Annotated in this window: 11 protein-coding genes, 1 tRNA gene and 1 pseudogene; 9 read left to right on the top strand and 4 right to left on the bottom strand. The window is 39.7% G+C overall.

What is annotated here, in order from left to right:
* Positions 1-175: 175 nt before the first annotated feature.
* Positions 176-248: transfer RNA gene (locus PN497_RS24195), tRNA-Arg, on the bottom strand.
* Between the two features lie 366 nt (positions 249-614).
* Between PN497_RS24195 and PN497_RS24190 the strand changes: the two genes are divergently transcribed.
* From PN497_RS24190 to cutA, 4 genes and pseudogenes are all read left to right on the top strand, one after another.
* Entirely contained in the window at positions 615-1,274 is a 660-nt protein-coding gene (locus PN497_RS24190) for an Npun_F0813 family protein (RefSeq protein ID WP_096571541.1), read from the top strand.
* Positions 1,275-1,414: 140 nt separating this feature from the next.
* Positions 1,415-2,296 (top strand): annotated as a pseudogene (locus PN497_RS24185) (hypothetical protein).
* Positions 2,297-2,314: 18 nt separating this feature from the next.
* Positions 2,315-3,304: a helix-turn-helix domain-containing protein gene (locus PN497_RS24180; RefSeq protein ID WP_096571539.1), complete on the top strand. Its 990-nt coding sequence runs from the start codon at positions 2,315-2,317 to the stop codon at positions 3,302-3,304.
* A gap of 2 nt (positions 3,305-3,306) precedes the next feature.
* The gene (gene cutA, locus PN497_RS24175; RefSeq protein ID WP_187041094.1) at positions 3,307-3,636 is read left to right on the top strand and encodes a divalent-cation tolerance protein CutA; all 330 of its coding nucleotides are present in this window, start codon (positions 3,307-3,309) and stop codon (positions 3,634-3,636) included.
* 183 nt (positions 3,637-3,819) lie between these two features.
* Here the strand turns inward: cutA and PN497_RS24170 are convergent, their stop codons facing one another.
* Positions 3,820-4,767 carry an ADP-ribosylglycohydrolase family protein gene (locus tag PN497_RS24170; RefSeq protein WP_096572810.1) on the bottom strand — a complete coding sequence of 316 codons (948 nt, stop codon included), beginning with the start codon at positions 4,765-4,767 and terminating at the stop codon, positions 3,820-3,822.
* A 233-nt stretch (positions 4,768-5,000) separates the two neighbouring features.
* Here PN497_RS24170 and PN497_RS24165 point away from each other — a divergent pair, with 233 nt between their 5' ends.
* A complete protein-coding gene (locus PN497_RS24165; protein ID WP_096571537.1) occupies positions 5,001-5,537 on the top strand; it encodes an outer membrane beta-barrel protein in 537 nt (178 codons plus the stop codon).
* A 72-nt stretch (positions 5,538-5,609) separates the two neighbouring features.
* Here PN497_RS24165 and PN497_RS24160 read toward each other — a convergent pair whose 3' ends face one another.
* Positions 5,610-5,753: a hypothetical protein gene (locus PN497_RS24160; RefSeq protein ID WP_272110977.1), complete on the bottom strand. Its 144-nt coding sequence runs from the start codon at positions 5,751-5,753 to the stop codon at positions 5,610-5,612.
* A gap of 99 nt (positions 5,754-5,852) precedes the next feature.
* Here PN497_RS24160 and sir point away from each other — a divergent pair, with 99 nt between their 5' ends.
* Entirely contained in the window at positions 5,853-7,766 is a 1,914-nt protein-coding gene (gene sir / locus PN497_RS24155) for a sulfite reductase, ferredoxin dependent (RefSeq protein ID WP_096571535.1), read from the top strand.
* A gap of 387 nt (positions 7,767-8,153) precedes the next feature.
* Here sir and PN497_RS24150 read toward each other — a convergent pair whose 3' ends face one another.
* A complete protein-coding gene (locus PN497_RS24150; protein WP_096571533.1) occupies positions 8,154-8,666 on the bottom strand; it encodes a hypothetical protein in 513 nt (170 codons plus the stop codon).
* 382 nt (positions 8,667-9,048) lie between these two features.
* Here PN497_RS24150 and aroA point away from each other — a divergent pair, with 382 nt between their 5' ends.
* The 3 genes from aroA (at position 9,049) to PN497_RS24135 (ending at position 11,905) form a co-directional block, all read left to right on the top strand.
* Entirely contained in the window at positions 9,049-10,398 is a 1,350-nt protein-coding gene (gene aroA, locus PN497_RS24145) for a 3-phosphoshikimate 1-carboxyvinyltransferase (RefSeq protein WP_096571531.1), read from the top strand.
* Between the two features lie 129 nt (positions 10,399-10,527).
* Positions 10,528-10,977 carry a DUF29 domain-containing protein gene (locus PN497_RS24140; protein ID WP_096571529.1) on the top strand — a complete coding sequence of 150 codons (450 nt, stop codon included), beginning with the start codon at positions 10,528-10,530 and terminating at the stop codon, positions 10,975-10,977.
* Between the two features lie 301 nt (positions 10,978-11,278).
* On the top strand, positions 11,279-11,905 hold the full coding sequence (locus tag PN497_RS24135) for a hypothetical protein (RefSeq protein ID WP_096571527.1): 627 nt from the start codon (positions 11,279-11,281) through the stop codon (positions 11,903-11,905).
* Positions 11,906-11,930 lie beyond the last annotated feature (25 nt).

Here is an 11,930-nt window from a genome sequence, read left to right as displayed (position 1 = left end):
TATCCCCAGATTTTCTAATTTATCAGACCCAAAATGCACAGTTTTTAAGGTATACCCTTCAAAAATCTTGCACTTTCTTTCCTCCTGATCAGCCTCAAACCTTTGATTTACGAGTATTTTGGGTTTATTCAGCAAGCCCTAGTTACAAGCATTGAGGATGAATATTGATTGAAAACGAGCGCGGCAGGGTTCGAACCTGCGACCGATTGCTTAGAAGGCAATTGCTCTATCCACTGAGCTACGCGCCCAAGACTCGTATCTGGCTTTTGAACAAACCATCCTTGATTATTATATACGCTGTTCCTAGTAAAAAGCAAGATAGAATTAAATATTTAACAATTTTTATAACGAACCATCACCTCATGAACCAGTAGATGTAAACTAAAAAACGAAACCAAGTAGGTATTTACGATATATTGAGATGTCAAGGGGTAACTTTACCTTGAGTGCTAATCCTCTCATACAGATATTTGGCAGATATCTGGTAAAGTATTTGGCAAACGTCTAATTTTATTTCACCATAATATAAATTATTATACTTGAGTCCATTTTGCCCAAATGAAAGACAAATCCCAAATCAAAACAGCCCCTGTGAGGAGTTAGTTGCTAGTGCCATGTTTATTCTTAAACGCCAGGATGTTGAAATATCTAACGTTCAGCACCCAACGCGGGATCAGAAGGTGCCGATCCTCCATTATCAGGGGCCAACCTTTCGCCTGATAAGTGTTTTTAAAGCTAGTCAAGAGGTTAAAGCTAAAACTCTGTGGCGATCGCTGACTGACAATCGAGGTAAAGCCTGTGTCTTGCTGGAAGAACCCGAACGCTTTAGCGTCTGGGGCAAAATTCCCTTGGAACAGCTAGACAGTGATACAGGTAGCCATAGCAATATTGAGATTTTGACATTGGCGAGTATTTTACTCCTGCAAGCCGTTTATATGGATATTGAAGATTTATTAGGTAATCGACAAGCAGGTTTATTTGAAAAAGATATCACAGGGATATTACAGCAAAAACAATTTCCCCAAGCATCTTCCCCAGAGTCAACCAAAGCTCTGCTAACTGTTGAACCCTCACAAATGCCCAAACTGCCTCCTTGGCAAGAAACTCATGTAATTATTCTCCTGGAAGAACTGCACCGACTAGGAAAAACATATTTTGGTGATATAAACTTTGCTCATCAATTAGAGGATAGGCTACAAGATATGCCAGAAGAAGAACTATTAATATTTATCGGTTGGTTAAATCAATCTCCACTGAGTAAACTTTGGCAGTAGGATGAATATTATTGGCTCACAAATGATTTCAGTGTTACCCAACTTCAGGTATCACATTGAGCAATTAATACTATTTCAATTACATAAGACCTTAATTATGTCAAAAATAGTAGTACAGTGCATTTACCTAGTGAAAACCTATGAGTAAATCCTACGACGATTCTTACAAAGCAAAAACCATTTTCACGACTCAAAGAATCATTTTGATTAGTATTGGCTGGGCAATGTTAGCCCTGTTATACTTCTTGTTGTTCAGCGCCAAAATCCCTGGTAGTCCCAACGGCGAAGAAATTCGTGAAGTTTGGTATTTATTAGGAACCAATATCTTTGAAGCTTCAGCTTACTTGGGTTCTGCTGTTCTCTGTTGGCGAAACTGGCAAAGTACCCAAATTATCAGCAGCCGAAAGGTTTGGCTGTTTATCGGCTTAGGTATGCTGGCTTATTTTATCGGTGGGATAGTTTTTGGCTATATAGAAATAGGTTTAGGCGAAGAACCGGATGTGTCTATAGCAGATGTGTTTTTTGTCATGACTTATATCTTCCTGGGTGGAGGTATGGCTCTAGCTTTGTTCTCCCGACGCATCAACTTAGAAAAATGGCAATGGTTAATTGTGTTTGCTGTTGGTGCATTAGGAAGTTTTGTGGCTTGGTTCATTTCTCAGCAAAATGCAGCACCATTCGCTCAAACAAGTGGTATTTTGATGCAAATAAAACTGATTTTAGATTGGTTTTATGTAATTAGTGATGTGTTGTTATTAATTATCGCTACAATCATGTTATTAGCGTTTTGGGGAGGAAAAGTTTCCCGGTCATGGAGAATGATTGCAGCCGCAGCATTTTCGCTCTACATTGCAGATATGTGGTTTAAATATGCCACTAACTATCTTCCAAATTATCAAAGTGGAGACATACTAGAAGTGTTCTAGGTGTTGAGTGGAGTGTTATTTGGTATGGGCGCTGCTCTGGAATACGAAGCATCATTGAGCCTCAAGTGGCGTACTAGTGGACGCAAACGCAGTTAACAAATTTTGGTGTCTACCGTGAGAAAATTAACAGATTCTGACAAGCAAGAAATTCTCAAGTTATATAGAGAAACTGCCGAAACTACCTCGACTTTGGCAGAACGTTATGGAGTAAGCAACTCAACCATTAGCCGACTGCTTAAAAGTACCTTACCCGAAGAAGATTACGAATATCTTGTTTCTTTAAAACGCGCTGCCAGAACCCCTGAAGGCAGAGCGCAAGTAAGTTACGAGCAGTTACCCCTGTTGAGTCAACAACCAAAAATCGAAACAGCACCTGTAAGCAGTGATCAACCTAGCTTAGAGTTGCCCAAGGTTGAACCACCTAAAACGGTCATCAAAGAGGTGAAAGAGGCTCCTAAGTCTGAACAAATTCCACCTCCTATCCCGGCTATTAGAAGGGTGAAAACACGCTCTTCTGCCACGGAAAAACCAGAATTGCCGGTAGCTAGGGAAATAGAAATCGTCCGACATCGGCCACCTGAAATACCCAGCATCCCCAGAACCATACTAGAGGATGAGGAGCCAGAAGAAAACGTCATCAGCAATATGTTCGATGATGATTTACTGGATGAGTCTGATGATTTGGATGATTTAGACGATGATTTGTTTGAAGATGAGGAGGATTTTGAAGACGAAGATTTTGAAGAACCTACACCTCTAGTTACCAGACGTAGACCAGGAGAAGGAGCAGTTCAAGTTTTACCCTTGTCTGTGGCATCTTTGCCGAAAACTTGTTATCTGGTAATCGATCGCTCTGCGGAATTAATTACTAGACCACTCAAGGATTTTGGGGACTTGGGAGCTATTCCTACTATTGAAACCCAGCAGAAAACTCTGCCAGTGTTTGATAATCATCGCGTGGCCAAACGCTTTTCTACCAAACGCGATCGCGTGATTAAAGTTCCTGACAGTAGAATGCTGCATAAGGCTAGTAACCATCTCCAAGCCAAAGGTATCACTCGCTTGTTAATTGATGGTCAAGTCTACTCTCTGTCTCTGGTTTAGCAATGTTGCAGCAACCAACTGGTTATGGTGTAGTTATGGTGACAACTGCCACTGAAGAGGAAGCTAAGGCGATCGCTCAAACTGTGATCGAAGCTAAACTCGCAGCTGCTGTCAGTTTGTCACCCGTCTACTCTATTTACCGATGGCAAGGAGAAATTCACAAAAAGAATGAATGGCAGTTAATGATTAAGACTAATTTGGCGTTATTCTCTACATTAGCAGCCAAAATCAGAGAAATTCATTCCTATCAACTGCCAGAAATTATCGCTCTACCTATTCTCCTTGCTGGTACTGACTACCAACAATGGATCAATGAACAGGTAAAAATATAATAGTCTTTTCGTTATGTATAGCAGTCAGCAGTCAGAAGTCGTAAGGGCAAAGTAGGGGCGAAGCATTCGGAAAATAGCTTTGGAGAAAAATTAATAATTGTTCGCCCGAATGCTTCGCCCTTACAGGAGTCAGGAGTCAGGAGTCAGAAATCAGGAGTTCATTTATTACCTATTCCCAATTCCCTATTCCCTATTCCCTATAAATAATGACAAACGACTGCTCAAGTCTATAATGTCTTGTTTCCGAGCAATTTGATCCAGCCATTCTGAAGGAATACCTTCCACGCCATAATAAATTCCCGCTAACCCACCTGTCACCGCAGCAGTAGTATCCGTATCTCCGCCTAAGTTAACGGCTTGAAGTACAGCTTGGGCGTAGGATGAGCTATTTAAAAAACACCATAAAGATGCTTCTAGGGTATCAATTACATAACCACCAGAATTAATCTCTTTGATGGGTATATCAGCAATTTTTCCACTGAAAACTCTATCAAAATGGGGTTTTTCCAAGGCATATTCCCCACTAGAATAGAGTGATTGAATCTTGTCCAACCCTTGCAAATAAGCTGCTTTGGGTTCTATTCCTGCCAATAGCTCTACAGCAATACTAATATAAATGCCACAAGCCATTTGCGATCGCAGATGGCCATGAGTAATGCAAGAAACTTGATGGACTCGTTCTATTAATTCCTGAAAAGTCAAGGTTTGATAAAAATAAGCCATTGGCAAAATTCGCATTAAAGAACCATTGCCATTACTATTTTCACCAGTACCACCTGCTTTTAGGGGTGTTGCTCCTTGTTGCCAATTAATAATAGCTTGTCTGGTAGTTCCACCAATATCAAAAACTTTACCATGAGCGCCCCAATAACCTTCTGTGTACCAGCGGGAAAAGGAACGAGCTATAGCATCTAGGGAAAAACCATCACACAAACATTCTGCCAAACACAAAGTTAAAGAACTGTCATCAGACCATGTTCCTGGTGGTTGATGCCACGTACCATAACCTAACATAGATGTGACCGGAGATTTGAGACGTTCTGCACGACTTGTAAACTCCACCGGTACACCCAAAGCATCACCAACACACACACCCAGCAAACCCGATAATACCTTTGTAGTTTTTATCATCATTTTATATTGCTCAGTGACGATTAGTAAACTGTCACCTGATCACCTGGAATACTCAAAGATGGCAGTGTAACTATAACCAAGGATGCAAAAGTTTACTAAATACCGATAAGTTCAACATCTTGCATTAATAGTAACAATGAATTTAGTAAATTTTCAAATCATCTGGAACATTTCAACTTCCGATTCGACTTAGAATTTAACAGTAAAACTTCTAAATTGTGGTAAAACTTATGAAACGCTTACTCAAGTCTTTAGTGACAATTTCTGCTTTATCTTCCTTAGTAATTACTCCTGCATTTCTTTCCGTGGGTAAAGCTGCTGCCGAAACTCAAAAAGGCACAGATGCTAGTTATATTGGTGTTGGTGTAGCTGCTGGTGTTACCAGTGGTGGACAAGGTAACGATGATGCTACCTTTGGCGGCAATGTCACAGGTCGTTTAAAATTGGGAAATACTCCTTTTTCCGCACGGGGTAACGTCCTCTGGGGTGATGAAACAGCTGCTATCATCCCTGAAGTTTCTGTAGATTTACCCATTGCTAATAAAACCAATGTCTTTGTTACTGGTGGCTATTCTTTCGTAGAAAATGACGGTAAACCCACTCCCTTGGGTAATAAAGATTCTGTAGTTGTCGGTGCTGGAGTCGAATCTGAAGTTACTAAGAATTTCCTGGTTTACACTAACGCTAAAGTAGGACTCGGTGCTTATCAAAATAGTGATGCTTCTGCTGTGAGCATTAATGGTGGTATCGGTTATCGCTTTAAGTAAGTTGGTGATTGGTGATTGGGGACTGGGGACTGGGGACTGGTGACTGGGGACTGGGAAAGAAACATTAGTTATTTATTCTTCTAACTCCTGAACTCCTGAACTCCTGCCTCCTGACTGTTGATTTACATCTAAAATACTGAAATAGCTGGTTTTGTTAAGTGTGATATCACTAATGGAGCCGGCTTTTAACTGTGTTAAAATTAAGTTATTATTCATAATTCCGAGCGGATTTTTGGTGTTCTACCAGCAGAAAAAGTGTAGCTAAATTTTTAATTATTCTTTAACTGCTGCATTATTGACAAACATACTACTGTAATGATTAACTCTGCGCCTTCTCCCGTTAGTACCCGTAAACCTTCTAAAGTTGAAGGTCTCAAAGAAAATAGTAATTTTTTGCGTGAACCTGTAGCGACTGAAATACTTCAGGATACAACCCATTTTAGTGAAGATGCTATACAGATTCTGAAGTTTCACGGATCTTATCAACAGGATAACCGTGATAATCGTGTTAAGGGACAGGAAAAAGATTATCAAATGATGCTGCGGACAAAAAATCCTGGTGGGTTGGTACCACCGCAGCTATATTTGGCTTTAGATAAATTGGCGGATGAATATGGTAATCATACATTAAGAGCCACTACCCGCCAAGGTTTTCAGCTACATGGGATTTTGAAAAAGAATCTCAAAGCGGCGATCGCTACTATTGTAAAAAATCTCGGTTCTACTTTGGGTGCTTGTGGTGACATCAACCGTAACGTTATGGCTCCCCCTGCACCCTTTAAAAATCGCTCAGAATATCAGTATGCTTGGGAATATGCCCAAAATATCGCTGATTTGCTTTCACCCCAAACCGGTGCTTATTATGAAATTTGGTTGGATGGGGAAAAAGCCATTAGTGCTGAAGAACACCCAGATGTGAAAGCAGCACGACAAAAAAATGGCACTGGGACTATTTTTCATGATTCCGTAGAACCAATCTATGGTACTCATTATATGCCACGCAAATTTAAAGTTTGCGTAACTGTACCTGGTGATAATTCTGTAGATTTGTATTCCCAAGATTTAACATTGGTAGTAATGACCAATAAAAAAGGAGAACTCCAAGGTTTTAACGTCTTTGCTGGTGGTGGTTTAGGAAGAACCCACAATAAAGAAGAAACCTTTGCGCGACTAGCTGATCCCATTTGCTATGTGGCAAAAGATGATGTTTATGATATCGTCAAAGCCATAGTTGCCACTCAAAGAGATTATGGCGATCGCACCGACAGAAGACACGCTAGATTAAAATATTTAATCAATGATTGGGGTGTGGAAAAATTCCGCAGCAAGGTGGAAGAATACTTTGGTAAAGCTGTCGAACCTTTTAAACAATTACCCAAATTCAAATATCAAGATTTTCTGGGATGGAATGAACAAGGGGACGGTAAACTGTTCTTAGGTATTTCCATTGATAATGGTCGGGTAAAAGATGAAGGTTCTTTTCAACTCAAAACCGCTTTGCGGACAATTGTTGCACAGTTTAACCTACCCATCCGCCTCACACCAAATCAAAACCTGATTTTCTACGATATTGCACCAGAAGATCAAGAAGCAATTCAAGAAATTTTAGATAAATGCGGTATTATTGCTGATCCTAGTCAAATTGCAGCTTTAACCCGCTATGCTATGGCTTGTCCCGCTTTACCTACCTGTGGTTTAGCTATTACCGAGTCAGAAAGAGCAATTCCTGGTATTTTAGAAAGAATTCGGACTTTATTAGATCAAGTGGGTTTACAAAAAGACCACTTTGTGGTAAGGATGACAGGTTGCCCCAATGGTTGCGCTCGTCCTTATATGGCAGAATTAGGATTTGTAGGTAGTGCGCCGGAATCTTATCAAGTGTGGTTAGGTGGTTCACCAGATCAAACGCGGTTAGCACAACCGATCATTGAAAAATTGCACCACAACGACATCGAAAGCTTTTTAGAGCCGATTTTTGTCTTCTTTAAAAAATCACGGAAAGGAAAAGAAAGCTTTGGGGATTTTTGCGATCGCATTGGTTTTGATGCTATCCGTGAATTTTCAGCCACTTATACACCGGGAGAACCCACCAGCAGCGGAAAATCACGTCATAGGGTGAGTTTACGAGATGATGTTTATTCCCAACTCAAAGAAACCGCAGAAAAACTCAATAAACCCATGACAGAGTTAGTACACGAAGCTTTGGATAAATATTTCCAAAGTCTGTAGAACCATATTCTCACGCAAAAGCTTTCTCTCGCTCTCTCGTTCCCAGTCTCCGACTGGGAATGAGAAATACAGAGTATGAGAACGAGAAACGAGAAAAAAGAGCAGAATGTTTCACCTAAAAACGACTCAATAAGCCTAATTAGGGTTTGCTGAATAAACCTAAAACCTTGATATATCAAAGGTTAGAGGCTGATAAACACAGAAATTAGTGCAAGGGTTTTGAAGGGTATACCGGAAAAAGTGTGCATTTTTGGGGATTTCAAGAGATGGCAAACAAATTTTCAAATCTCCTCCTGACTCCTGACTCCTGACTCCTGACTCCTGACTCCTGACTCCTGACTCCTGACTCCTATGCCCTCACGGAAAGACTTTCTCAGCAACCCCTAATTAGTTATCAATTTCCAAATTCAGTATATAGCGTCCTAGTTGTACCTTTTCTGACCACAATTCATAGTCAAGTCGCAGATGTTCTGGTAATTTTTGTCCGGTAAGATCTAAGCTATTAGTAAAGTTACGTAAACAAATAGGCTTGTGTGGTTGCAAAGATTCATTAGGCAACCAATAACGACTAATGCCATAAACGCCCTGTTCCCAGAAATGTCGGTAACTTACTTGAGTGTTACCTTGCATAGTCATAATGATTCGGTAGGGTGAAATTTCCAACCACAAAATTCTGGGACTTGTGGGGATTTCAACATTTTTTTTAGTTTGAGGAACAGGATTTTCTCGACTGCTTAAATTTCCTACTTCACAACTGATTAAAGGTGGTGCAGTCAATAGTAAGTGAAATCTGTCAGTATCTTTTTGATATAATGTTCCAGAAGTTTCCACTACAGACCAAACTGGTAAGTCAGTGGAAATAATTGATAAACAAATAGGTTTGCGGTGATGAGTGAGCATGGGAACGATAAGTGATAGAAGCAGTTGAATAAAATCAAACCAACACTAGGTGTTTTAAAAAGTTAGTTTAAACAACTAAATAGTAAAACCTGATTCATATTAACCGAATCTACTAATTTGTTAATCTACACAAATCAAGATGCAAACGGCTAGGATTGCAAGCTAAAACCCGAAAACAATGTTTTTTCTGGCTAGAATCAGTCTGTGGATCAAGGTTGTGAATATTTTTATCAATATCTAAAAAAATGCTAGTCTAAACTGGGGCTGATTGGATTGGGTTGCGGACAATAAAAAGCGGTAGGATACTAGGAAGGAATTAACCAGTGGCGGCATTAGATGTCACTGCAAAATTTCCGGTCTATTCAAAAGCTAGTGTATCCTAATGTTGGCTGCTATTATAACATTACAAACTCAAGAAAACGCTTCTCAAAACTTAATTATTCAGCGTCCTCCCTCTGGACTGTCTCTACAAGGTCGTATCAGTATTCCTGGGGATAAATCTATTTCCCATCGGGCTTTGATGTTAGGTGCGATCGCTGAAGGGGAAACGGAAATTCAAGGACTGCTTTTAGGTGAAGATCCCCGCAGCACTGCTCACTGTTTCCAGGCGCTGGGTGCGGAAATTTCGGAATTAAATACCCAGTTGGTGCGGGTGAAGGGTATTGGTTTAGGTAATTTCCAAGAACCAATGGATGTATTAAATGCGGGTAACTCTGGTACAACTATCCGGTTAATGTTGGGTTTGTTAGCTTCCCATCCAGGGCGGTTTTTTACTGTGACTGGTGATGACTCTTTGCGATCGCGTCCTATGTCCCGTGTTGTTAAACCTTTACAACAAATGTCCGCTGAAATTTGGGGTCGTAACAGTAATACTTTAGCACCTTTAGCAGTTCAAGGACAAGCACTCAAACCGATTCATTATCATTCACCCATTGCTTCAGCGCAAGTCAAGTCTTGTATTTTACTTGCAGGTTTAAACACCGAAGGGAAAACAACAGTCACCGAACCCGCTTTATCAAGGGATCACAGTGAACGGATGTTAAAAGCTTTTGGGGCAGAATTAAGTATAGACCCGGAAACTAACAGCGTTACCGTGACGGGAAATGCGAAATTATACGGGCAAAAAGTTGTTGTTCCTGGTGATATTAGTTCTGCGGCTTTTTGGCTAGTTGCGGGTTCTATTGTTCCTGGTTCTGAGTTGGTGGTGGAAAATGTCGGTGTTAACCCCACCCGCACGGGAATTTTAGAAGCTTTAGCAATGATGGGTGCAGATATCCAGCTAGAAAACCAACGGGAAGTTGCAGGAGAACCGGTTGCAGATGTGCGGGTGCGTTCTAGTCAGTTAAAAAGCTGTACCATTGCTGGGGATATTATACCGAGATTAATTGACGAAATTCCCATTTTAGCGGTAGCTGCGACGTTTGCCCAAGGGACAACTATTATTAGAGATGCGGCAGAGTTGCGAGTTAAAGAGAGCGATCGCATTACCGTAATGGCGCAACAACTCAATAAAATGGGTGCAAAAGTGACAGAATTACCCGATGGGATGGAAATTGTTGGTGGTACTGCTTTGGTGGGTGCGGAAGTAGACAGCCATACAGATCATCGCATAGGTATGAGTTTAGCGATCGCTGCTCTTAATGCTAGTGGAACTACTACTATTCACCGTGCTGAAGCGGCTGCTATTTCTTATCCAAATTTTACCAGCACTTTAAAGGAAGTTTGTCGGTAAAGGGAATAATATTAAAATCCCACTACAATAATCCTATAGGGGTTTAGCAATGCTAAACCCCTACCCATAGCTATGTGATCAGCAATAATGTTAATATAATAATGGATTTATTGCAGGAGCTACAAATCAATGACTCAAGTAATTGCTAAAAAATCCTTATATGAATCTGATTATTTACATTGGACTCAAGAGACTATAGCTAAATTAAAAGCTAGGGACTTTGAAAATGTGGATGTTGAGAATTTGATAGAGGAGATTGAGGATTTGGGGCGATCTTATCGGGATGAATTAGAAAGTCGTTTGGATGTATTATTATCGCATATTTTGAAACGATTATATGTTCCTTTAGTAAATGATTACAATGGTTGGGAAAGAACTATTAGAGAACAACGTAAACAAATTAAACGACGTTTAGCAAAGTCACCTAGTCTTAAAAATTATTTGCCTGAAATTTTTGACGAGATCTGGCAAGATGTACTCAAGGAAATCCGAGAAGATTATCCACAGTATGAGTTTCCTGATTTATGGCAGTTTGATTGTGATATTGACACATTATTAAATGACATTTTTTGGAGTTAAATATTTTGAAGTAGTTAGCGATACTTACGGTAAGCTACCACTAACCCATCTCTCCACCTCACCAAACAGCGATCCATCTCCTTCATCCCAAAAAATCGCACCTTCAATATCTCAATAGACATCTCCGAAAATTACATAAGCGTAACCTGAAACCCATTCGTAGGGACAATTCATGAATTGTCCCTACATCTTTTTCGGAGAGGTCTATTACACTCTTTCTCTCTTCTCTGCGTCTCTGCGTGAAATAAAATCTATAATATAGACAATAAAAATCTACAATTACAATATAACTTACAATCTTATGAATACCCCCCATCGTCCGCAAATTCTCAAACCTACTGAAACCTACACATTTCGTAAATACTTTGATTTAAGATTTGCACCTGCGGACATTTTACAAGAACTAGGATCAACCTTAATCAAAAGTAATATTAATTTCCCAACCACTAACAATCAAATTACTAGACTAAATGACTTAAAAGAAAGATTAGAAGAAGCAATTCAAAGAGTCAGTTTAACTAGCGAAGCTGCACGCAGAGAAGTATTAATTGCTCCTATTTTATTAGAAATTGCCCACATTACCCAAGCAACAATTAATATAGAATATCCCATAGAAATAAATCAATTTTTGCGAGGTGACTTAGATTATTACCTGCAAACTCAACATCAAATATTAGTGGTAGAAGCAAAACAAGCAGATTTAACAAGGGGTTTTACTCAACTTGCAGTAGAATTAATTGCAGTCAATGAATGGATATCAACAGATGAACCAATATTATATGGTGCAGTCACTACAGGGGATATATGGCAATTTGGCAGTTTTCAACGTGATACTAGAATCATAACTCAAGACTTAATGTTATATCGAGTTCCCACCGACTTAGAAATATTAATGAAAATTTTAGTAGGGATTTTAAACCAGAATTAATTGAAAATATCTTTATCTCCAGATC

It is taken from the genome of Sphaerospermopsis kisseleviana CS-549 (assembly GCF_028329225.1).
In the GTDB taxonomy this organism is placed as follows: domain Bacteria; phylum Cyanobacteriota; class Cyanobacteriia; order Cyanobacteriales; family Nostocaceae; genus Sphaerospermopsis; species Sphaerospermopsis kisseleviana.
Note: the sequence above shows the minus strand (reverse complement) of the source record. Positions and strands in the feature narration are given on the sequence as shown.